Origin of the sequence: Leucobacter tardus, assembly GCF_017583045.1 — a bacterium.
GTDB classification, from domain to species: domain Bacteria; phylum Actinomycetota; class Actinomycetes; order Actinomycetales; family Microbacteriaceae; genus Leucobacter; species Leucobacter tardus.
Genome location: NZ_JAGFBF010000005.1, coordinates 1,226,129 through 1,248,622 on the forward strand (window position 1 = coordinate 1,226,129; position 22,494 = coordinate 1,248,622).

Here is a 22,494-nt window from a genome sequence, read left to right on the forward strand (position 1 = left end):
GGCTACCGATGAGTGGGGGTTCGATGCCACCGGCTGGGATCCGGCGAGCCGCGTCTCAGGGGCGCGCGCCGGCGGGCGATCCCCCGAGATCCGTGCCGTCCCACGCCCGGGCGAGTTCGTTGACCTGCGTCGCGAGCTCGGTGAGCGCCGCGCGCGGGTCTTCGGCTCGCGCAACCGCCAGACCGAGCAGGAAGGTCGTGAGGGGCGCCGCCGGCCGCGCGACCCCGTGAGCGACCTCTTTCGCAACGTTCAGGATCGTCGCGATCGAGACGGAGTCGGGTGCGAGGTCGAGGTGCTCGGCCGCCTCGACGAGCCACGCGTCCAGGGCCTGGGGCGGAAGATGCTTCGGATTGCTCATGTCTACTCCTTCGATACGTGCGTCGAACAACGCGTGTCAGTACTCGCTCATGCGCTCGGTGAACGCGTCGACGTCGGCCTCGGCGAGCAGCGGACGACTGCGCGACTGCAGTGTGAGGCCCTCGAGCGGATCACCGGGGTCGGTTCGTTGCGCTTCGGCGGCCGCACGGAAGCTGCCGCTCTCGTCGCGCGAGAGGTCGGTGATGACGGCGTAGTACTGGCTCGGCGAGGCCCACGACCATGTCGCCCATTCCCAGACAGCCTGCTCCTCCGGGTCCGCGCTCCCGTACATGTTCTCGAGGCTCGTGTCGGGAACCGTTCCTCCCGCCTCGTTCAGGGGCAGAAGGCCGGGCATCCCGTGTTCGGCGAGCACGCCGTCGATCGCGTTGTACACCTCGCGCTTCCGGGTGAGATCGTGGATCGGCTCGTTCGTGCGCCACGCACCGAACTGCGCATCGACGAGCATCGACTCTCCGCCGTGCCCGTTCCGCTCGGGGCGCAGCTGCTCATCGGCGACCTGCGTCCAGGTGTATCCGAACTCGTCGCTGAGCGCGTCGCGGATGTCGGTGAAGAGGGACTCCGTCGCCGCGCGCTCGGTTTCGAGCGACGGCTGGGCAAGGATCTCCTCCGCAGTGAAGTCCTCGACGCCGGGGTACTCGGCCCACCGCTGCTCTTCGGGTGTCTGATCGGCGGCGAGCACCGCGGCATCCGGAGCGCGCAGCGCCGCGGCACCACCGACGGTCGCCATGTTGCCGAGAAGCGCGATGCCGAGCGCGACGGCACCCAGGCGTCGCGCTCGCGGGGTGATGAGTGCGGCGATGATGGCCGCCAGCACCAGTGCCTGCGCCGCTGCGGCAGTCACGGTGAACACCAGGTCGCCGCGATCGATCAACGCGAGCACCGCGAGGGCGAGGCCGAAGCAGAGGGCGCCTCCGAGCGCGAGCCACCCGAGCCAATGCGGCCGTCGTCTCGGACGGTCCAGCGTCGCGGTCTCGACTGCGGTGGTGGTGTCATCGTGTCGACCAGCCGCGTCCGTGGGTGCCGACCCCCGGGCGAGACGACTCGCCCCGCGGTATCCACCGGGCGGCGGCAGTGGCGGCGCGCCATCGCTGTACTCGTTCACCATGGCCTGTCCGTTCCCCCCGGGGCACCGTCAGAGCTGCCCTGCTCGCGCTCCTGACGCTCGCGCTCGCCCTCCTCCAGTTTGCGCTCGAGCTCCTCCAATTGCGAGTCGCTCGGCCCCTCATCGGCCTCGGGCGGCTCCTGCTCGGAGTCCTCGGGGTTCTCGGATCCGTCGTCTGGCTGCTCCTCCTGCGGCGGGTCCTGCTGCAGCTTGGCGAGGATGCGGCGCTCGAGCTCGTCGATGCTCTCCGGAGTGGATCGTTCGGGGTCGGGAGACTCCGGATCTGCGGCGTCGGTGCGGCACTCCTCCGGGTTCTCGGCGAGGATGCCGAGCGCCTCGCGATACAGGTCTTGCCCCGCTGCGGCGTCCCCGTCCTCCGTTGCGACGTCGCCCTGACGTTCCACGACCGTGGCGAGGTTGTATCGGACCGCGCAGACCTCGAGTCCCGGCGCGAGCGGCACCGCGCGTTCCAGGGCCTGACGCGCTCCGTCGAGGTCTCCGGTCTCGGCGAGACCGGTGCCGCGGTTGAAGTGCGCCTTGTACGGTTCGAACCAGTTCAGCGGTTGCTGCCACTGCGCGGCGGCGACGGTCCCCTCGGCGTCTTCGGCGGCGAACGCGCGCATGGCCTGCTGCGCGAAGATCACCATGCTGAGCAGCTTCGCGACCAGCAGCAGTGCGACGACCGCGATCGGGATCGCGGCGATGCCGCTCCAGAACCGGACCCGACGTCGCGTGCGGTTGCGCGCGAGCAGCTCCTGCATGGCCGTCATGGGTTCCCCGCTCATGAGCGCCCTCGCTCTCCGCCGGCGATGTGCGCGTCGGCAGCGTCGGCACCGGACCTTCCCGTGGCGGGCGCCGGGTCGCGCAATCGCACGAGTGCCGCGACGATCCGCGCGATCTCCACCGCGAGCCAGAGCGCCGCGACGAGCGCCGGGATCCAGTAGAGCTCGATGACGTTGCCGACCTGCCCGGCCTCCTGCTGCACCGTGACCGGCGGCGCTTCGGGCAGCTCGACCGGAGCGCCGGCCGTCCGAATCTCCGTGTCGACCCCGAGCTGAGTCGCGATCTGCTCCAGGTTCTCGACGTCGATGACGGACAGCGCCGGAGCTCCCTGGTACTCGATGTAGCCGTCGGCGCTCTCCGGGGCGTCGCTGCCGAACGGGTCGGTGGAGACCGAAGGGTTCGGCGTCGTCTCACGCATCGGACCGCCCGATGCGGTGCCGTACCCGAGCACCAGCCCCGTGTCGATGAACTGCGCGGAATCGGCGAACGACCCCGGTTCGGACGCCGCGGTCTGCTCGCCGTCACCCAGGTAGAAGACGATGCGGGACCGATCCTGGCCGCTGTCCGCGGCACCGCGGAGCACGTCGCGCAGCACGCTCTGCGCCTGCGAGATCGAGCTTCCCGCCGAGCGGGAAGTCACCTCGGGCGAGAGGACCGCCATCGCCGAGTGCAGCGCTGCCGTGTCGGTGGTGAGCGGCAGACGCACCTCGGTCGTCGCATCGAAGGTGATGAGCGAGAACCGGGCGCCGGGGTACTGCGCGGCGATCGCCTCCACGTCGGCGCGCGCGCCGGTCAACCGCGGTTCGCCGTCGCCCCAGTCCTCGGCGACGATGCTCGCAGTCGTGTCGAGCACGATGAAGACGTCGGCGTCGGTGGCGTACGTCTCGGATGCACCGCCGGGCACACCCGGTCGGGCGAGCATGGCGACGCACGCCAGCACGAACAGCACCCGGCCGCCCCAGAGGAGACGCTCCCTGCCGCGGCGGGTGCGCGCCAGCGCGACGCCGCAGAGCGCCAGCGCCCCGAAAGCGACGAGTCCGAGCAGCAGCGGGTGGATCACCGGTGAGAACGTCACAGTCGCAACCTCCAGAGGGCCGCGACGAGCACGAGCCCGCCGACGGCGAAGAGCGCGATCCACAGGTTCGGGGCATCGGTCTCGACGAGCTGCGCCTGCCCCTCCAGCGCGCGCGCCTCCTGCGCCTGCACATCGGCGACGATCCCCGACACGGTGACGGTGTCCGCCAGACCGTACGCCTCCCCGCCGGTGCGCTCCATCGCCTCGGCGAGACCCGCAGCCTGCTCTGCACTCACGCCCTCAGCCGGGTTGATCGAGTAGCCCCGCACGTCGCGGCTCGCGGCGAGGTCGGCCGCCTCCGGCAGCGTGAGCACCGGCGCCCCCAGTTCTTCGTTGTCCGTCGCCAGGATCACCGAACGCGAACGGTCCTCGTCCTCGTGATCGAACCGCATGACGCACGATGCGAACCCGTCGCCGATGAGCGAGGACCCGGATCCGAGCAGGGTGCCGGCCCAGTGCTCGGGATAGGCGTCGACGAAGTCGAAGCTCTGCTTGACCCGCGCGAGCTCCCGCTCGATGAAGGCGTAGTCGTCGGTCAGCGGGAACACCTGCACCGGCGAACTGTTGAAGATCGTGAGGCCGATGCGCTCGCCCCGCAGCTCGGGCAGCAGTTCCTCGAACACCTCGATGGTCTCGACATCGACGTCGGTCATCGATCCCGAGACGTCGAGGCAGAGCATGATGTCGCGGCTCGTGTTCTCGGGCTGCACGATCTGCTTCGCGACGGGGCGCGCGGCGACGATCGCGGCGGTCGCGAGGGCGGCGAGCCCGACCACCGCGAGCGCGGCGAGGACGGCGCGGCGACGCCGCAGCGCACGCGCGAAACTCGGGAGCGCGCGCACGCGCTCCGCTCGCGAGACATAGGCCGCGGGCGCCTCGGCTTCGGCGCCGCGATCGCGACGACGCGCCAGCAGGATCCCGCCGGCGACCGCCCCGATCGCGACCGCCAGCGCGACCCACAGCACCCACCCCTGACTCAGTGCCACGAGGTCACCACCGTGCGCCCCGCGTCGACACCTGCGATCGGGTCCATGTCGGCGGCACTGCGGAACATGCCCGGGTAATAGTGGCGCCCCACCGCCTCGACGAGCGACGGATGCACCCCGAGAGCCACCAGGTCCTGCAGACCGAGCACGGGCGCCTCGAACCCGCTGTAGTCCTGCACGAACGCGCGCACCTCCCGGCTGAGCTCCCGGTTGGCCGCGCGGGCGTCGAGCGCACCGTCGCGGTAGCGGTCCTCGATGCGCTGCAGCCGGTCGAGGTACTCGTTGCGCAGCGCGGCGAGCGCATCGTCGGGAAGCTCCGTCGATGCGGCACCGGTCACGCGCCGGGTCAGGGTCCTGCGGGGACGTGTGAACCACATCACGATCACCGCCGCGGCGAACAGCGCGGCGAGCACGCCGAACGCCAGCAGCACCCACCCTGCGCCGTACTGCGCCGGCGGGAAGAGCTCATCGATCTCGGACACGGGACCTCCGATCGAGGGCCGCGAGCAGCGTCGGCACCGCGGTCGCCTGCCCGCTGAGCGCGACGTGCGTCACGCGTGATCCGTCGAGCATGGCGTCGCGAATCTCGTCCTCCGCGCGATCCGCGGCGCGGATCTCGGCAACGACGTCGTCGTCGCCCGCGAGGAAGTCAGGGATTCGCCACCCGGTGTCGACATCGGCTCGGAAGCCCCGCGCGGGTCGCGCGCCCGGCACCGGGTCGGCGTCGGAGATCGTCACCCACAACAGGTCGTGCTGCGCCCGGAGACGGCGCACGAGTCGCGCCGTCTCCGCCGTGACGGGGGCGCGGTCGGTGACGACCATGAGGATGCAGCGCCGGCGCACCGTCCGCACGACGAAGTCCAGCATGCGATCGCGGTCGCTCGGAGCGCTCGCGGCTGAGATGGCGCTCCGGAGCGCGCGGAGCGCGGTCTCGAGCGCCCCCTCGGTCCGCCTCGCCGGCGTGCGCTGCACACCCGCCGCATTGCCGTGCACGAGTGCGAAGCGATCCCCGTGCCGGATCGACAGGTACGCCAGCGCCCCGGTGGCGAGGATCGCGAGATCGCGCTTCGGGGCCTCATCGGCGGCGAGCGCCGCCATGGACCTGCCGGTGTCCACCGCGAAGAGCACGGTCTGCGCGCGCTCGGCGCGCGAACGCTTGACGAGTGGCGTGCCGAGTCGTGCCGTTGCCCGCCAGTCGATGTCTCGGATGTCGTCACCGAACTCGTACCGGTGCAGGTCTTCGAAGTCGAGACTGCGTCCGCGCAGGATCGATGGGTACGCGCCCTCCAGCGCGTCTTGCGACGGCCGGGAGGAGGCGATGAAGAGGCGGCTCTTCACCTGCTCGATCAGGGTGGGCATGCGCGTCAGGGGGTCGGCACGGCTCCGAAGACCGCGTCGATGATCTGCTCGCTGCGCACACCCTCGGCGTCGGCCTCGAAGTTCATGAGCACGCGGTGACGCAGCACCACGTAGCGCAGGTTGCGCACGTCGTCGGGGGTGACGTAGTTGCGGCCGTTCAGCAGCGCGAGCGCTCGTGCGGCCTGCAGGAAGGCGATGCTCGCGCGGGGGCTCGCGCCGGTGCCGACGAACCGGGCGAGCTCCTCGCCGATGTAGTCGGCGGACTGACGGGTGACGTAGACCAGCTGCACGATGTACTGCCGAACGGCCGGGTCGACGTAGATGCGGCTCGCCACCTCCTGCAGCGCGAGCACGTCCGCGATCGTGACCTCGCTCGCGACGTGATTGTCGGCGTCGAGCACGCCCGAGTCGATCCGGTCGAGGATCGCGAGCTCCTCGTTCGGGCTCGGGTAGTCGACGATCTCCTTCAGCAGGAACCGATCCATCTGCGCCTCGGGCAGTTCGTAGGTGCCCTCCTGCTCGATGGGGTTCTGCGTGGCGATGACGAGGAACGGCTTCGGCAGTCGGTGCACCTCGCCGCCGATGGTGGTCTGGTGCTCCTGCATCGCCTCGAGCATGGCGCTCTGCGTCTTGGCGCTCGATCGGTTGATCTCGTCGAGCAGGACGAAGTTCGCGTGGACCGGCCCGAGCACGGTGCGGAACTCGCTGGTCGCCGCGTCGTAGATCTGGTTGCCGGTGATGTCGCTCGGCAGCAGGTCCGGGGTGCACTGGATGCGCTTGAACTTCGCACGCACGGTGTCGGCGAGCGTGCTCGCCGCGGTCGTCTTCGCGAGACCGGGAACGCTCTCCAGCAGCACGTGCCCGCCGGCGATGATGGCGACGAGCAAGCTGGTGCGCAAGCGATCCTGGCCGACCATCTTGGCGGAGTATGCGCGGGTGATGCGCTCGATCAGGGACGACGCGTTCGCGACCTCCGCATCGGTCGGCACACGGCTCGAAACGGCGTCATCCATGGCGGTGGGCAGCTCCTCGGATCAGTGGGGCCGCGTTCAGCGACCGCCATCCACTCTAGTCACCCTCCGCGCTGCGGCGAGATCGTCAGCACTGTCGATGTCGGCGGTTTCCCAGGTCGGTGCGTCGATGCGACGCAGGCGACCCTCGGCGAACAGGCGTCGGATCGGGCGATCGGCGAGATCCCCGCCCAGGTCGGCGACCGCCGAGCGGAGCGCGGCGGTGCGATGCACGCCGGAGAGCCACTGGGCGCGCTTATCGTCGTCCTGGAGCACCACGCCGTCGGCGGAGTCGTCGGCGGTCAGCGCACCGAGGGCGCGGACCAGACGGCGGCACACGAGATCGGGGTGCACGAGATCGCACGAGAGCAGCAGGGTCCACTCGCCGGTGAGCTCCGGAAGCGCGGCTGCGACCGCCGCGAGCGGACCGGAGAACGGCGGATCCTCGCGGACGAGCACCGTTCCGCGCGACGCGGCCCCATCGGGACCGACGATCACCACGCGCTCCGCACCGATGCCGCGGGCCGCAGACGCCGCGCGGTCCACGAGCCGCGCGCCCCCGAGGTGCAGATCCGCCTTCGCGACTCCCCCGAGTCGGCTGCCCCTGCCGCCCGCGAGGATGACCGCGTCGAACGGGATCACGCGCCGACCTGGATGACGGACACGCACTCGCCGGGCGCTACGTCGCCCCGGCCCGCTTCAACGATGGCGTAGGCATCGCTCGCGCCGTACCCGCCGACCGAGTGCGACACCCGACGCGCGTGCACGGCCGGCGCGCACGTCAGCATACCGTCGTCCTCACCGAGGATCACCGGCAGCACTTGGAGACGCCCGGCGGCACCACGCCACCCCGTTGCGGCGCGGGCCTGCACGCGATGCCGATGGATCCGCGCGGCCCCCTGCATGGCGAGCAGCGTCGGCCGCACGAACAGCTCGAAACTGACCGCGGCGCTCACGGGGTTGCCCGGGAGCGCGAAGACCAGCGCGCCGCCGGCCAGCCGGCCCGCGCGCTGCAGCTGCCCAGGCTTCATCGCGACGCGCACGCCGATCACGTCCGGCTCCGGTTCGAGAGCGATGCGGACGATGTCGTGGGTTCCGGGGCCGACGCCGCCCGTCGTGACGATCGCATCGCAGGTGTCTCCGAGCTGCGCGAGCATCTGCGCGAGGCCCGCGGCATCATCGCGGGAATGCCTCACCGCGACGGGCTCGATGCCGGCTTCGCGCAGCATTCCGGCGATGAGCAGCGAATTGGACTCCGGAATCTGTCCGCGCTCGAGGGCGGATCCGGGCGGCAGCAGTTCGGAACCCGTCGCGACCACCGCGACCCGGGGCCGCCGATGCACGCGGACCGCTGCGATTCCCGCGGCGGCGAGCGCCGAGACCCCGGCGGCGGTGAGACGCCACCCGTGCTGCGCGATGACCGCTCCGGCCCCGACATCTTCACCTGCGGCGCGCACATTGGCCCCGATGCGGACCGGGGCGAGCACCCGCACGGTCGACTCGCCCCATTCCCCGGCCCCGCGATCGTCACCGCTCGTCTCCTCGACCGGCACGACCGCGTCGGCGGAAGAGGGAACGGGAGCGCCGGTCATGATCCGGACCGCCTCCCCCGCTTCGATGACCGGGTCAGCCGAACTGCCGGCGGCCACCTCGCCGATGATCCGGAGCGCGGTCGCGGCGTCGCCCGCGGCATCCGCTGCGCGAATCGCGTACCCGTCCATCGCTGAGTTCGACCAGAGCGGCAGCGCGTGCGCCGCGGTGACGTCATCGGCGAGCACGTGCCCGAACGCGGCGCCGATCGGCAGATCGATCTCGGGGGTGTTGGGGGCATCGGCGACGAGGCGGGCGAGCCAGTCGTCCACCGACCATGTCGTCCGCCGCCCGTCGGCCTGAACGTGCGCCGGAGCGAGGACCCCGCGCTGCGTCGATTCGGTCATCGCATCCCCCGTTCCGTGCACACCGAGCACCAGGTCTTCAGCGTGGCATTGCTTACGCGCCCGTTCAATGCTATCCAGGAAGTATGTCTCGTATCGCGGCCCGTCGCCGGGTCACTCGCATCACGGTGGGCGAGTACCGCAACTCCCGCTCGGACTCCCTGACAGCAGAGGAGCCCCTGGAGATTCGCGTGCAGGGGCGCTCCCTCGCGGTCACCATGCGCACTCCGGGACACGACGTCGAACTCGCGACGGGTTTCCTCGTCTCCGAGGGCGTGATCGCCGCCGCGGACGAGATGCTGACCGCTCGTTACTGCGCCGGGGCCGTCGACAACGTGAACACGTACAACGTGCTCGACGTCGCGCTCGCCCCCGGTGTCGCACCGCCCGACCCGAGTGTCGAACGCAACTTCCTCACGAACAGCTCGTGCGGGCTCTGCGGCAAGGCGAGCATCGACAGCGTGCGCACCCAGTCCAGATACACCGTCGCCGACGATCCGCTCGTCATCGACGCCGCGATGATCGCCGGATTCCCGGACACCCTGCGCGCCGGCCAGGCCGTCTTCGAGCGCACGGGCGGCATCCACGCCGCGGCGCTCTTCGACGGCGCGACCGGAGAGATGCTCGTGCTCCGCGAAGACGTCGGCCGCCACAACGCCGTCGACAAGGTCATCGGATGGGCGTTGCAGAACGGACGGCTGCCGGGCCGCGGACTCGTGCTGCAGGTCTCCGGCCGCACGAGCTTCGAACTCACGCAGAAGGCCCTGATGGCGGGGATCCCGATGCTCACGGCCGTCTCGGCACCCTCCTCGCTCGCCGCCGACCTGGCCCAGGAGATGGGACTCACCCTGGTGGGGTTTGTGCGCGGACCCTCCATGGTCATATACAGTCGCCCTGACCGGGTGGTCGATGCCGAGCTCGAGGCTGCGGTCTCGACCCCCTCTGATCTTGCTGCCTCAGCCCACGAGGTGGCCCTCGACGAAGTGGAGCAGCCATGACCCCGAAAGCCCCTCGTGAAGACTTCTCCGATGAGGATATGAAGATCACGGAGCCGAAGGACTACGCTGCCGGTCTGGGGGGCGTCGTCCACTCGATGGAGCCCGCGCTGAAGCAGATGGGCCCGCTGCGCACCGCGAAGCTGCTGCTCAAGATGAACCACAAGGACGGGTTCGACTGCATGAGCTGCGCGTGGCCCGACCCGGATCGACGCAAGCCGGCCGAGTTCTGCGAGAACGGCGCGAAGGCCGTCACGTGGGAGGCGACACCGCTGAAGATTCAGCGGTCGTTCTGGGATGAGCACTCCCTCACCTCGCTCGAGGACAAGACCGAGTACTGGCTGGGCATGCAGGGACGCATCACCGAGCCCGTGTACAAGCCGAAGGGCTCCGACCACTACGCGCCGATCAGCTGGGACCGCGCCTTCGACATCATCGGCACGCACCTGCGCGAGCTCGAGAGCGCCGACGAGGCCGCGTTCTACACGAGCGGACGAGCGTCGAACGAGGCCGCCTTTCTCTACCAGCTCTTCGCCCGCGTGCTCGGCACCAACAACCTGCCCGACTGCTCGAACATGTGCCACGAGTCGACGGGCACGGCCATGGTCGAGACCGTGGGCATCGGCAAGTCGACGATCGCGTACAACGACTTCGGCAAGTCCGACCTCATCATCATCATGGGGCAGAACCCCGGCACCAACCACCCGCGTATGCTGACGGCCCTGCAGGAGGCCAAGGAGAACGGCGCCCAGATCGTCGCCGTGAACCCGCTGCCCGAGGCCGGACTCTTCGGGTACAAGGATCCTCAGGCCGTCAAGGGCTATATCGGCAAGGCGACGAAACTCGCCGATCAGTTCATCCAGGTGCGCAGCGGTGGAGACATGGCGCTGCTCCAGGCCATCTCGAAGCGCGTACTCGAGGCCGAGGGCCGCGCGCCCGGCACCGTGCTGGATCATGACTTCATCGCAGCGCACTCCGACGGCTTCGAGGCGTTCGCCGAACACATCGCGCAGCTCGATGAGCGCGCGGTCGAGCAGGCCACCGCGGTCCCCACCGCCGAGATCGACGAGCTCGCCGACCGGTACATCCAGGCCGACAGCGCCATCATCTGCTGGGCGATGGGCATCACCCAGCATCGCAAGGCGGTCGACACGATCCGCGAGATCATGAACCTCCTGTTCCTGCGCGGCAACATCGGCAAGCCGGGTGCCGGCGCCTCCCCCATCCGCGGCCACAGCAACGTGCAGGGCGACCGCACCATGGGTGTCTGGGAGAAAATGCCCGAGTCCTTCATGGACGCGCTCGGCGCCGAATTCGGCTTCGAGCCGCCGCGCGAGCACGGGTACGACGCGGTCGACGGCATCCGCGCCCTCGCGGAGGGCAAGCTGAAGGTGTGGGTCGGACTGGGCGGCAACCTGCTCGGCGCGATCTCGGACACCAACCTCGCCGAGGCCGGCATGCGCGGCACGCAGCTGAGCGTGCAGCTCTCGACGAAGCTGAACCGCTCGCACGTCATCACCGGTGAAGAGGCGCTGGTCCTTCCGGTTCTCGGGCGGACGGAGATCGACGTGCAGGCGTCGGGCCCGCAGTACATCACCGTCGAGGACACGGTCTGCGCCGTCCATGCCTCCCACGGTCAGATCCCGCCGGTCGCCCCGGACGCGCGCTCCGAGGTCGCGGTCATCGCCGGCATGGCGCACGCGGCGCTCGGCGATCGCTACGGCATCGATTGGCTGTCGTTCGCCGAGAACTACGACCGGATCCGCGACCGTATCGCGCGGGTCGTGCCGGGATGCGAGGACTACAACGCGAAGACGCGACGCCGCGACGGTTTCGTGCTGCCGAACGGGCCGCGCGATTCGCGCACGTTCCACACGGAGACCGGCAAGGCGCGCATCACGGTCAACGATCTCGAGCCAGTGGAGTGCCCGCCCGGCCGGCTGATCCTGCAGACCCTGCGTTCGCACGACCAGTTCAACACGACGATCTACAGCCTCAACGACCGCTACCGCGGCATCAAGAAGGGCCGCTCGGTGATCTTCGTGAACCCGGACGACCTCGCCGAGCTCGGCATCGAGGACGGGCAGATCGTCGACATCTTCAGCGAGTGGCAGGATGAGCCGGATCGTGTGCTGCGCGGCTTCCGCGCCGTCTCGTACCCCACCGCCCGCGGATGCGCCGCCGCGTACTTCCCCGAGGCGAACGTCCTCGTGCCGCTCGACAGCGCCGCGCTCGAGAGCAACACCCCCGTGTCGAAGGCGGTCATCGTGCGACTCGAGCCGTCGACCACGCCCGTCGGCGTGGGACGGCCCGCAGTGGTCTGACCCCTCGCTCGCGCAGTCCGACCCCCGGCTGCGATCCGCACCGGCCTTCCGGTATTGCGGACCGCAACCGGGGGTCGCGTCATGTGCAGCCGGGCACTGCGGCGTCGCGTTGCGAACTCCGCACTTGCGGCGATACAGTGACTTTTATGACGCACTTTCGGATGCGCGAGGCCGCGCAGTTGCTCGGCGTGAGCGACGACACGATCCGCAGATGGGCGAACGACGGTCTGCTCGAGGCCAGTCGCGATCGTGCGGGCGTGCAGGTGGTGACGGGTCGCTCGCTCGCGGCGCGCATCGCCCAGCTCGCCCCCGACGCCACCGGTGACGATCCGATCGTGCGGAGCGCGAGAAACCGGTTCACCGGCATCGTCACGGGCATCCAGGTCGAGGGCCTCGTGGCAGTCATCGAGCTGCAGTCCGGCCCGAACCGCGTGGTCTCCCTGATGACCGCGGAGGCGTGCAGCGACCTCGCCCTCGAGGTCGGATCCCGCGCCACCGCCATCGTGAAGGCCACCCAGGTCATTCTCGAAGCCGCCCGCCCCGTCGACACCGAGGACTAGCCCCATGCTCCGCACCAGGCGCACGCTCGCCGTCTCAGCGCTCGCCACCGCCGCTCTCCTGCTCGCCGGCTGCAGCGGTGGTGCGCCAGACGCCGGCGCCGATACGGCGGCGCCCACGAGCGACCTCTCGGGCGACCTCACCGTGTATGCCGCAGCGTCGCTGCAGGGCGCCTTCGAGCAGCTCGGCGACGACTTCATGACCGCGCACCCCGACACGGACCTCACCTTCTCCTTCAACGGATCATCCGTACTCGCCACGCAGATCCTGAGCGGCGCCCCTGTCGACGTCTTCGCGTCCGCCGACGAGCCGAACATGGCGAAGGTCACCGACGCCGACCTCGCGGCGGGTGATCCCGACACCTTCGCCACGAGCGAGCTCGTGATCGCGGTGCAGCCGGGCAACCCGTTCGACATCGCATCGCTCGCCGACCTCGCCGCGCCCGGCCCCGACGGCGCAGCACCCGTCACGGTCGTGTGCGCCGCCGAGGTGCCGTGCGGCAACGCGTCGCAGCAGCTGCTCGAGCGCGACGCCGTCTCCCTCACCCCCGCGAGCGAGGAGCAGAACGTGACCGCCGTGCTCACGAAGGTGCGCAAGGGCGAGGCCGACGCGGGTCTCGTGTACCGCTCCGACGTACTGAGCACCGATGGCGAGGTCGAGGCCGTCGATATCACCGATGCCGCCGAGGCCGCGGGTGCGTACATGATCGCCCCCATCGCGGGCGGGTCATCGCCCGAGGTCGCCGAAGCGTGGATCGCGTACCTGAATTCGGACGAGGCGCAGCAGCTCTTCGCCGAGCTCGGGTTCGGTCCGGCGCGCGACTGAGGCGGACGCGCATGAGGGATCCCGAGGCCGTCGCGCTGGCGCGCACCGTCCGCTCACGCCTCCCCCTCGGCGTGATCGTTCCGGCCGTGATCGGCATCGCGATCCTGGTGCTGCCACTCGCCGCCCTGGTGCTGCGGGTCGACTGGTCATCGGTTCCCGCGACGCTCGCCGATCCGGCGACGCGCAGCGCACTCGGCCTGTCACTGCTCACGGCGTCGATCGCGACGGTGCTCTGCGTCATCCTGGGGGTGCCGCTCGCCCTCCTGATCGCGCGCACGCGCGGACCGCTCGCCACCGTACTCAGGGCGCTGACCACGCTGCCACTCGTGCTCCCGCCGCTCGTCGGCGGGCTCGCGCTGCTGACGCTGCTCGGTCGCGGTGGTCTGCTCGGAGACTGGTTGCTCGAACTCGGCGTCCGCGTGCCGTTCACGACCCCCGCGGTCATCATCGCGCAGACGTTCGTTGCCCTGCCGTTCCTCGTCATCGCCGTCGAGGGGGCGCTGCGCGGTCTCGACGCCGAGATGGAGCGGGTCGCGGAGAGCTTGGGAGCGACACCGTGGACGGTCCTGCGGCGGATCACGCTGCCGCTCCTCGCCCCCAGCCTCGCCGCCGGGGCGATCCTGTGCTTCACGCGCGCGCTCGGCGAGTTCGGTGCCACGGCGCTATTCGCCGGCAACGCGGAAGGCAGCACCCGCACCATGCCGCTCGCAATCTACACGGCGTTCAACGGCGCCGGCGTGACCCAGGACGTCGCAATCACCCTGTCGCTCGTACTCGTGCTGGTCGCGATCGTCGCGCTGCTGTGCATGCGGTCGCGCGTGACGGGGGTCGCGCGGTGAGCGGACACGTGGAGCAGACGTCGCTCGATACGGGCGCGCTCGATGCTCGGGTCACGGTCGGGCGGGGTACGTTCACCCTCGATGCGGAGGTGTACGTCGCGCCGGGCGAGATCCTGGGCGTGATCGGCGCGAACGGCGCGGGCAAGTCAACGCTGCTCGGTGCGCTCGCCGGGACGCTCCCCCTCCGATCGGGGCAAATCACACTCGGCGACCGGGTCCTCAGTCGGACGGATGCAGCAACACCTGCGGTATCGGTGCCGCGCGCGGCGCGGCGGGTCGGGTACCTCGATCAGCGCGCCCGGCTGTTTCCGCACCTCGACGCTGCGGCGAATGTCGCGTTCGGCCCACGGGCGCAGGGCCGGGGCAGACGAGCAGCTGACACCATCGCCCGCGAGTGGCTCGCGCGCGTCGGACTCGGCGATCGGGGCTCGGCGCGTGCCGAGGCGCTGTCCGGCGGCCAGCAGCAGCGCGTCGCGATCGGGCGCACGCTGGCGGCCGATCCGGCGCTCCTGCTGCTCGATGAGCCGTTCGCAGCGGTCGACGTGGCGAGTAGCGTCGACCTGCGGCACCTCGTCGCCTCGGAGGTCCGTCGCCTCGGCGTGCCGACGATCCTGGTCACGCACGACCCGGTCGACCTCATCGCGCTCGCCGATCGCGTACTGGTGCTCGAGGACGGCGTCATCGGCCAACTCGGATCCGTCGCCGACGTGCTCGGAGCCCCGTCGAGTCCATTCGCCGCGGAGTTCGCGGGCCGCGCGCTCATCCGCGGTCGGGCGTCGGATCACGGCACGATACACCTCAATGGCGCACCGGTATCGGAGGTCTCGGGCACCGGCCAACTGCCCCGCCCTGGCGCTGCCGCGGTGGGGAGCTTTGATCCGGCCGCCGTCCGTCTGACATCGCCCGCGGCGACGAGCACCGCGGCATCGAACGCAGCGATCGCCGCGGAATGGCTCGGGACCGTGAGCGCGGTCTTCGCGAGTCGCACGGGCGTCCGGATCACCTGTACCGAATGGCCGGAGTTCGTCGCCGAGATCCCGGTCTCCCGCGCCGTGCACCAGCACATCGCCGTGGGCGACCGCGTCGGCTTGTCACTCGCGCAGAGCGACCTCACCTTCGCGGTGCCCCGCGCACCGGCGCACCCCTGAACCGCGTCAGACTGCGGTGATCCAGGTGTCGACGACCAGAAGCCCCTCGGGTAACTGAGCGACGGCACGTGCGAGGTCGGGGTGCTGATCGAACACAACGACGTGCCAGATATCGTCCCCGTGCGCTGAGACGCCGCCGACAACGGACACGACCTCAGAGTCCGGGAGCGCTCCGATGATGCGCTCCGCACGGTCGACGTCTTCCGCCGACCACCGCACGGGCGACACGAGGACGCGCGCCCCGAAGCCGTGCGCGTCGACTTCCTGCGCAAGCGACTCCACCGCAGTCGAGACCACCGAGTAGACCGTCGTCTCGCGGACCACGATGGGATGCACCACGCTGACGCGCGGATCGCCGGCAAGCCCTGCGACCCAGTCATCGAGGTCGGCTGTGAGGCACCGCGATGCACTCTCCCCGGCGAGCAGCATTGTCGCACGGGCTCGCAGGTTCGCGTACTCCGTCTGCATGCGGCCGAAAGGCCTCGCCGCTGGATCCTCGACGTTCCAGTGGCCCACCGTCAGCTCAGAACCCCCGAGCTCACCGACGACGCGGACCCCCGCAGCGTCGTGCGGTGGTTCCGCGCCGCTCCACGTCAACCCGCGAACCGAGCCGCGATCCTGGCACGACGGCGAATCCGCTCCCGGTCGATCCGGACTCAGTACCCACCGATCAGTCGATACGCGGTACACCCACCCCGTGACCGCGACGCGACCCGCAGTGCGAGGCGACGAACTCAGCGAGCAATGCGTGCACATCAGGAGTGTTTCACCCGACTCACAACGTCGCCGCTGATTCCACGGCTGCGGTCGCCCTCTTTGACGAGGTAGCACCCGAGGCCCTCGTCGTAGTAGATGTCCATTGACCACTGCCTCGGGCCTTACACGTCTCCGAGCTCTTGAAGTAGTTGTCGTAGTAGCTGTAGTGAATACCTATTGCTTCAGCTGGCTCTGCGGTCACATGAGTGTTCACGGCAGCGAAGCCCGCGATAAGGACGCCCGTGAGCAGCAGTGATCGTGGCCGTCTCATCTTGGGGGATCTCGGACCAGACACCATTCGCATTGTGTTCTCCTTCCCTGGGGACCCCGTTGCTCCTCAGAGCGTTGCAGAGCAACTCAATGCCGAACATAAACGCTCGCCTGAGACAGAAACAGAGTTGATCGAAATGTCTGTGGAATCATTCAAAATGCGGACTCATGTTTTGAAACATGCCCACATACAATTCAACACCCGAGGCACTTCGAGTCGGTGACCGATTTCATGGTCCTGCTCGAACCCACCACGAGTTCCCCGCAAGTGTTACGCTGGAAAATTAACGCTTCACGAGGGGAGGGTGCCGGTGCCCGCACGGAAGATCGCCGACAGCAGCGTGACTGACCAGATGCGCCGCCCGCTCACCGACCTGCGCATCTCGATCACGGATCGGTGCAATTTCCGGTGCGTCTACTGCATGCCCCGCGAGATCTTCGGGCGCGACTACCAGTTCCTCGAGCGCGACGAACTGCTGACGTTCGAGGAGATCACCCGGCTCGCGCGTGTGGCCGCCGGCCTGGGCGTGCGCAAGCTGCGCCTCACCGGCGGTGAGCCGCTGCTGCGCCGCGGCATCGAAGAGCTCATCAGCATGCTCGCCGAGCTCCGCACACTCGACGGGGAGCCCCTCGACCTCGCGCTCACCACCAACGGTTCCGCTCTCCCGGTGAAGGCGGAAGCGCTGAAGGCGGCGGGCCTCGGCCGCGTGACCGTCTCGCTCGACTCACTCGACGAGGAGCGCTTCCAGGCGATCAACGATGTCCGCTTCCCCGTCTCCCGCGTGCTCGACGGCATCGCGGCGGCCGACGCCGCCGGCCTCGGCCCCGTGAAGATCAACACCGTCGTGAAGCGGTCGGCGAACGAGGACGAGATCCTCCCGCTCGCCGAGCACTTCAAGGGCACCGGGCACACGCTCCGCTTCATCGAGTTCATGGACGTCGGCTCTTCGAACGGCTGGCAACTCGACGAGGTCGTTCCATCGCAGGAGATCGTCGACCGCATCAACGCGGTGCACCCGCTCGAGCCCGTGCCGCCGCGGCACCCGAGCGACACGGCGAAGCGGTGGCGCTACCGCGACGGGTCGGGTGAGATCGGCGTCATCTCGAGCGTGACCAACGCATTCTGCGGCGACTGCTCGCGGGCGCGCATCTCGGCCGAAGGGCAGCTCTTCACCTGCCTCTTCGCGAGTTCCGGGCACGACATCCGGGCGCTGCTGCGCAGCGACGCGAGCGACGACGACCTCGCCGACGCGCTCGGCGGCATCTGGCGGCGAAGGGACGACCGCTACTCCGAGCGCCGCGCGGAGTTCACGGCGCGCGGCGAGGGCTCCCGGCCGCAGCGCATCGAGATGTCGTACATCGGGGGCTGACGGCGGCGCCTACGCGGGGTGCGCGGCCAGCCGACGGAGACCCTCGTCGAGGGAGACCGTGGGCCGCCAGTCGAGATCGCTGCGCGTCTGCCGCTGATCGAACCAGTGCGCCGTCGAGAGCTGTTCGGCCAGGAAACGAGTCATCGGCGGCTCATCGGCCCCGGGGCGCACCGCCCACACGCGCTCGATGAGTCCGCCGGCGGCGCGGCCTACGGCGGCGGGGATGCTCACCCGCGGCGGCCGCGCGCCGGCGGCGCGACAGATGCCCGCGAGCAGGTCGGCGACCGGCCGGGGCTCGCCGTTCGTGATCACGTACGCGTTGCCGTGCGCGTGATCGGCGCGGTGCAGGGCCGCGACAATACCCGAAGCCGCGTTCTCGACGTACGTCGTGTCGATCAGCGCTGTGCCCCCGCTCAGCAGCGGCAGTCTGCCCCGTCGCGCGCGATCCACGATCCGCGCGATGAGCTGCGTGTCCCCCGGACCCCACACCAGGTGCGGTCGCACCGCGACCACCCGCATGGACGCCGAGTCGCGCGCGAGCGCGAGCAGCTCGGACTCCGCTTTCGTGCGGGCGTACATGCCGCGCGCGGATTCCGGATCGGCGCGCTCGGCCCCGACGCCGGCGAGCGCGCTCCCCGAGTGCGCGACAGACGGCGATGAGACCTGCACGAAGCGAGTGACGCCCGCGGCTTCGGCCGCGTCCACAAGCGTCCGCGTGCCGTCCACGTTCACGGCCTGAAACTCCGCGGCCTCGCCGGCGAGCGAGACTTTGGCGGCGAGGTGCACCACACCATCGGCACCCTCGACGGCCCGCGCGATGAGGTCGGCGTCGGTGACCGAGCCGCGCACGTCCGTCACCCCGGCTACTCCGGAGGGGGTCCGTTGCAGCGCGCGCACCTCATGGCCCGCGGCCACGAGTTCCGCCGCGACCGCACGCCCGAGAAAACCGGATGCGCCGGTGATGAGGACGATCATGGTGTTCCCGTGGTCCGGCCCGCCAGCGAGCCCTCGGCCCACGCGGCCAGACGCGAGCGGTCGATCTTGGAGTTGTGACGGATGTCGGTCGGCAACTGCGGCACCGCGTACACGGCGGCGATCGGCATCGCCGTCGCCGCCCGCACCTCGTCCGTGAGCTCGGGCGATGCCAGGCCGGGGCGGCGCGTCTGCGACACGGTCTCGACCACGGCGACGAGCTGCTGCACGCCGCGCGGCCCGACGCCGACGACCGCGGCGCGGCGAACCGCTGCGACCGATTCGATCGCCTGCTCGGGCCCGACGGGCGCAACGGGGCCGGTCGCAGTGACGATGACGTGCGGCACGCGCCCCTCGACCCACAGGCGGCCACGCTCGTCAAAGTGGCCGACGTCGCCGGTCCGGTGCCAGCGAGACGCTGTCGAATCGTCGCCCGGCGAAGCCTCGAAGGCGGTGCCGCGCACGGCCTCCCGGTCGGTGAGCCACAGACGGTCGTAGCCCTGCTTGAGGTGCGGGGCGGAGATGATGATCTCTCCGAGCCGGCCGGGGGCGTCATCCGGCTCCCCAGTCGCTCGGCCGTCGTCGTCCAGTGCACTGATGAGCACCCGGTTCTCTCCGATCGGCTTTCCGACGCAGACGCCGTCGTCGGCGACCGCAGCGGCCTCGTGCACGCCGTCGAGCGTGATGTCGGAGACGAGCAGGCACTCCGTCATGCCGTAGGGCGTGTGCGGTGTCGCATGCGGCATCAGTTCCGCGATCGACGTCAACAGTGCTGCGCCGATCGGGGCGCCGGTCGACAGCACGGTGCGCACTCCGGCGAGCGCTTCGCGATCCGCAGCGGTGAGCGCGCTCGCGGTCGCGACGACGTTCAGGATCGCCGCGGGCGAGAGGAACACGATCGCCGCATCGCACTCCCGCACCGCTGCGGCGACGGCGCGCGCGGTGAGGGTGCGCGGCGCCGATACGTTCATGTCGGGTGTGGCGGACCGTGTACTGAGGGCGGGCCCGAGCAGCGCGAACGGGGCGAAGCCGGTCACCAACCCGCTGTCGGCGCAGACGTCGAGATGCTGCGCGAGGACATCGCGCAGCGCACTGAGCTGGCCGTGCGTGTACCGCACGCCTTTCGCAGGACCGGTCGAGCCGGACGTGAAGAGGATCGCAGCGGGGTCGTCGGCGGTCGGCTCGGGGGGCGTGTCGGCACCGCTGCCGAGGTCGGCCATGCCGTGCGCTGCGATATCGGCGAGACAGTGGGAGACGCCGAGTGCGGCGGCGACCGGCCGTGCGAGGCGCTCCGCCGAGATGCGGATGCCCGGCCATCCCAAAACCCGCGAAGCCGCGAGCCCGGTCCGCTCGCCGATGATGACATCGGGCCAGGCACCGCGCACCGCGCGCGTCAGTCCGCGGATGCCGAGGCCGGCATCCGCGACGACGACGACCGCCCCGATGCGCAGGCAGGCGTAGGTGACGGCGGTGAGGGTCGGCCCCGGCTGCACGAGCAGGGAGACCCGATCGCCCGCGCGCACCCCGATGCGGTGGAGGCCGGCGGCGATGCGACGCACCTGGGTGTCGAGCAGTGCCCAGCTCACCCGGACCGCGTCGCGGCCACCGCGCGCCGACATGTCGATGATCGCCGCGTCCGGGTCCCCCGCCCGGGCGTCGAGACCCGCCCACAAGGGCACGAACGGCGCCGCCGCGGCAGCATCGTCCGTCAGTGCGAACTGGGGATCGGGCGTTGCGCTCGACGTGTCGGGCCGGCGGTCCTCCAGCCAGTTCAGCATCGCGGCGGCGTACGGGCGCTCCTCGGCGATGAGGTGCCCAGCGCCCTCGAAGCGATGCACGTCCGCGTGCGGCAGACGATCCACCAGGTCGTCGAGGTACCGGTCGCTGAAGATCGGGTCTTTCGGCCCCCAGAGCATGAGCGCCGGCACGCGGAGCGCTGCGACGCCGTCGGCGATGCGCTCGAGCTCCGGGAAGCTGGGGTGATCGGGGTCCGCGGGGATGTCGGCGACGAACGCGCCGATCCCGCCGCGCCGGTCCGCAGTGAGGTACGGGCTGCGGAACGCGCGCCGCACCTCGGGGTCGAGGGAGGGCTCGGCGAGACCCAGGACCGTGTCGAGAAACCCGCTCGTAGCGACCGTCGACGTCTCGAGCACGCCCCGGAGCCCGGCGAGCCTGAGCGGGGCCGGAATCGGTCGATCGGCCGGGTGATGGACGGCGGTGTTGAGCACAGCGACAGCGGCGGTCTGCTCCGGGTGATCGACGGCCCACCCGAGCGACACGACACCGCCCCAGTCGTGGCCGAGCGTGACGACGGGCCCCGCGATGTCGAGCGCGTCGGTCAGCCCGGTGAGATCGGCGACGCGCTGCGCGAGCGTTCGGCTGCGCCCGGTGCGGTCGGAGAACCCCATGTCGAGCTGATCGACCGCGATGACGCGCCACGGCACTGCGCCGGCATCCGCCGCGTCCAGGGTCGCTGCGGCGAGCGAACGCCAGAGATAGGACCAGGTCGGATTGCCGTGCACCGCGAGGATCGTACCCCGCGGGGTGTGCCCGCGGCGCTCGAGCTCTGCACCGGTGTCGAGCAGGTGCCACTCGCGCGTGCGGCCGGCGTCGTCTGCGCGACCCGGCACCGAGACGATCCGGCTCCAGCTCGCATCGAGACCGGGCAGCCCCTCGGGCGGCAGCGAGGCGCGGCGACTCACCACGCGAGCTCCATCATCGCCGTGTTGAGTCCGGATCCGACCCCCATCAGCACCACTCGATCGCCCCGCTGCAGCGTCGCCTGCTCTTCCGCCAGCGTAATGGGAATCGAGGCGGGCCCGACATTGCCGTACTTGCCGAAGGTCGTCGGCACGCGCTTGCGGTCGATCCCGGTCGCGCCGATGATCGAGCGCGTGTGCACCGAGGAAACCTGGTGGGTGATGAAGCGATCGGCCGAGCCCCACTTCCACTCGGGCAGCGCTTCGCGCCAGGCCGAGACGACGAGATCGAGGCCGCCCTCAAGCAGCGCCTTCGCGTCGGTGAACATGCCCTCGACACTGCCGACGCACAGACCGTGGAACTGCGTGCCCGCGCGCGTGACGCCTCCGAGCAGCCGATGGCCCGACGGGTGCCGATCGGCGCGACCGAGCACGGCCGCAGCGGATCCCGAGCCGAGTGTGAGCGAGGCGAACTCGCTCATGAAGCCGTCGCGATCGATGTCCTCGCGTTGTAACCGCTCGATGGTGTTCGTCTGAATGTCGTCGGCGTCCTCGCCGTTCACCACGATCGCGTAATCGATCTGGCCGGACTCGATCATGCCGCTGGCCAGGCTCATACCGTTGATGAACCCCAGGCAGGCGTTCGCAACATCGAAGTTGATCGCCGATGAGGGCAGGCCCAGACCGTGGTGGAGCGCGACCGCGACCGACGGTTCGAGGTGCTTCCGCGTCACCGAGGTGTTGATGAGCAGACCGATCTGCGACGCGTCCACTCCCGCCTCATCGAGCGCACGTCGCCCCGCGGCGATGGTCGCATCGTCGGCGGTCTCGCCCTCGGCCCAGTTGCGCCGTTCGAGCACCCCGGCCACACGGCGCAGCATGCCGGACCGCAGCCGCAGCCGCGACAGCGCCGAGCCGAGTCGATGCTCGATGTCTTCAGAGGTGGTGACCCTGCTCGGCAGAACGCTCGCCACCGACAGCAGCGCGACGTTGTCAAAGCGGCTGACCGCGTTTCCGTTCATGAGTACTCCGTTGAAGACCTGGAAAATGCACAAATTGCGGGTTCAACCGTAGCCGTGCTGGCTGACCACCGAACCCAGGGAGCAGCGAT

21 protein-coding genes are annotated in these 22,494 nt (G+C 70.2%); 7 read left to right on the top strand and 14 right to left on the bottom strand.

What is annotated here, in order from left to right:
* Nucleotides 1-55: 55 nt before the first annotated feature.
* Genes J4H85_RS12740 through J4H85_RS12785 form a run of 10 tightly spaced genes read right to left on the bottom strand, consistent with a single transcriptional unit; the run spans nt 56 to nt 8,630 of the window.
* Nucleotides 56-358: a DUF6457 domain-containing protein gene (locus J4H85_RS12740; RefSeq protein ID WP_208240167.1), complete on the bottom strand. Its 303-nt coding sequence runs from the start codon at nt 356-358 to the stop codon at nt 56-58.
* A 36-nt stretch (nt 359-394) separates the two neighbouring features.
* The gene (locus tag J4H85_RS12745; protein ID WP_208240169.1) at nt 395-1,483 is read right to left on the bottom strand and encodes a hypothetical protein; all 1,089 of its coding nucleotides are present in this window, start codon (nt 1,481-1,483) and stop codon (nt 395-397) included.
* A complete protein-coding gene (locus J4H85_RS12750) occupies nt 1,477-2,265 on the bottom strand; it encodes a hypothetical protein (RefSeq protein ID WP_208240171.1) in 789 nt (262 codons plus the stop codon). Before J4H85_RS12750 ends, J4H85_RS12745 begins: the two co-directional genes overlap by 7 nt.
* Nucleotides 2,262-3,338: a vWA domain-containing protein gene (locus J4H85_RS12755; protein ID WP_208240173.1), complete on the bottom strand. Its 1,077-nt coding sequence runs from the start codon at nt 3,336-3,338 to the stop codon at nt 2,262-2,264. Before J4H85_RS12755 ends, J4H85_RS12750 begins: the two co-directional genes overlap by 4 nt.
* Nucleotides 3,335-4,324 (bottom strand): VWA domain-containing protein, encoded by a 990-nt coding sequence (locus tag J4H85_RS12760; protein WP_307863677.1) that lies wholly within the window; start codon nt 4,322-4,324, stop codon nt 3,335-3,337. Before J4H85_RS12760 ends, J4H85_RS12755 begins: the two co-directional genes overlap by 4 nt.
* Entirely contained in the window at nt 4,315-4,806 is a 492-nt protein-coding gene (locus tag J4H85_RS12765) for a hypothetical protein (protein ID WP_208240175.1), read from the bottom strand. The genes J4H85_RS12760 and J4H85_RS12765 overlap by 10 nt, the downstream gene beginning before the upstream one ends.
* Nucleotides 4,790-5,683 (bottom strand): DUF58 domain-containing protein, encoded by an 894-nt coding sequence (locus J4H85_RS12770; RefSeq protein ID WP_208240177.1) that lies wholly within the window; start codon nt 5,681-5,683, stop codon nt 4,790-4,792. Before J4H85_RS12770 ends, J4H85_RS12765 begins: the two co-directional genes overlap by 17 nt.
* A gap of 5 nt (nt 5,684-5,688) precedes the next feature.
* Nucleotides 5,689-6,696 carry an AAA family ATPase gene (locus J4H85_RS12775; protein WP_208240179.1) on the bottom strand — a complete coding sequence of 336 codons (1,008 nt, stop codon included), beginning with the start codon at nt 6,694-6,696 and terminating at the stop codon, nt 5,689-5,691.
* 36 nt (nt 6,697-6,732) lie between these two features.
* Nucleotides 6,733-7,335: a molybdenum cofactor guanylyltransferase gene (gene mobA, locus J4H85_RS12780; protein ID WP_208240181.1), complete on the bottom strand. Its 603-nt coding sequence runs from the start codon at nt 7,333-7,335 to the stop codon at nt 6,733-6,735.
* Entirely contained in the window at nt 7,332-8,630 is a 1,299-nt protein-coding gene (locus tag J4H85_RS12785; RefSeq protein ID WP_208240183.1) for a molybdopterin molybdotransferase MoeA, read from the bottom strand. The genes mobA and J4H85_RS12785 overlap by 4 nt, the downstream gene beginning before the upstream one ends.
* 83 nt (nt 8,631-8,713) lie before the next feature.
* On the opposite strand from J4H85_RS12785, the gene fdhD reads away from it, so the two are divergent.
* The 6 genes from fdhD (at nt 8,714) to J4H85_RS12815 (ending at nt 15,316) form a co-directional block, all read left to right on the top strand.
* Nucleotides 8,714-9,625, top strand: coding sequence for a formate dehydrogenase accessory sulfurtransferase FdhD (fdhD, locus tag J4H85_RS12790; RefSeq protein ID WP_208240185.1), 912 nt, complete (start codon nt 8,714-8,716; stop codon nt 9,623-9,625).
* The gene (locus J4H85_RS12795; protein ID WP_208240187.1) at nt 9,622-11,946 is read left to right on the top strand and encodes an FdhF/YdeP family oxidoreductase; all 2,325 of its coding nucleotides are present in this window, start codon (nt 9,622-9,624) and stop codon (nt 11,944-11,946) included. Before fdhD ends, J4H85_RS12795 begins: the two co-directional genes overlap by 4 nt.
* A 146-nt stretch (nt 11,947-12,092) precedes the next feature.
* Complete coding sequence (locus J4H85_RS12800) at nt 12,093-12,506, top strand: TOBE domain-containing protein (RefSeq protein ID WP_208240189.1); 414 nt, start codon at nt 12,093-12,095, stop codon at nt 12,504-12,506.
* Nucleotides 12,507-12,510: 4 nt separating this feature from the next.
* Nucleotides 12,511-13,329, top strand: a complete 819-nt coding sequence (gene modA, locus J4H85_RS12805) for a molybdate ABC transporter substrate-binding protein (RefSeq protein ID WP_208240191.1) — start codon at nt 12,511-12,513, stop codon at nt 13,327-13,329.
* An 11-nt stretch (nt 13,330-13,340) separates the two neighbouring features.
* A complete protein-coding gene (locus tag J4H85_RS12810) occupies nt 13,341-14,168 on the top strand; it encodes an ABC transporter permease (protein WP_208240199.1) in 828 nt (275 codons plus the stop codon).
* On the top strand, nt 14,165-15,316 hold the full coding sequence (locus J4H85_RS12815; RefSeq protein ID WP_208240206.1) for an ABC transporter ATP-binding protein: 1,152 nt from the start codon (nt 14,165-14,167) through the stop codon (nt 15,314-15,316). The genes J4H85_RS12810 and J4H85_RS12815 overlap by 4 nt, the downstream gene beginning before the upstream one ends.
* 6 nt (nt 15,317-15,322) lie before the next feature.
* Here J4H85_RS12815 and J4H85_RS12820 read toward each other — a convergent pair whose 3' ends face one another.
* The gene (locus J4H85_RS12820) at nt 15,323-15,784 is read right to left on the bottom strand and encodes a hypothetical protein (protein ID WP_208240207.1); all 462 of its coding nucleotides are present in this window, start codon (nt 15,782-15,784) and stop codon (nt 15,323-15,325) included.
* An 869-nt stretch (nt 15,785-16,653) separates the two neighbouring features.
* Between J4H85_RS12820 and moaA the strand changes: the two genes are divergently transcribed.
* On the top strand, nt 16,654-17,712 hold the full coding sequence (gene moaA, locus J4H85_RS12825; RefSeq protein WP_307863679.1) for a GTP 3',8-cyclase MoaA: 1,059 nt from the start codon (nt 16,654-16,656) through the stop codon (nt 17,710-17,712).
* A gap of 9 nt (nt 17,713-17,721) precedes the next feature.
* Here the strand turns inward: moaA and J4H85_RS12830 are convergent, their stop codons facing one another.
* The 3 genes from J4H85_RS12830 to J4H85_RS12840 are packed head-to-tail and all read right to left on the bottom strand — an operon-like array spanning nt 17,722 to nt 22,405.
* Nucleotides 17,722-18,687, bottom strand: coding sequence for an NAD-dependent epimerase/dehydratase family protein (locus J4H85_RS12830; RefSeq protein WP_208240208.1), 966 nt, complete (start codon nt 18,685-18,687; stop codon nt 17,722-17,724).
* Nucleotides 18,684-21,389 carry an alpha/beta fold hydrolase gene (locus tag J4H85_RS12835; RefSeq protein ID WP_307863681.1) on the bottom strand — a complete coding sequence of 902 codons (2,706 nt, stop codon included), beginning with the start codon at nt 21,387-21,389 and terminating at the stop codon, nt 18,684-18,686. The genes J4H85_RS12830 and J4H85_RS12835 overlap by 4 nt, the downstream gene beginning before the upstream one ends.
* A complete protein-coding gene (locus tag J4H85_RS12840) occupies nt 21,383-22,405 on the bottom strand; it encodes a 3-oxoacyl-ACP synthase III (RefSeq protein ID WP_208240209.1) in 1,023 nt (340 codons plus the stop codon). The genes J4H85_RS12835 and J4H85_RS12840 overlap by 7 nt, the downstream gene beginning before the upstream one ends.
* Nucleotides 22,406-22,494: the final 89 nt, after the last annotated feature.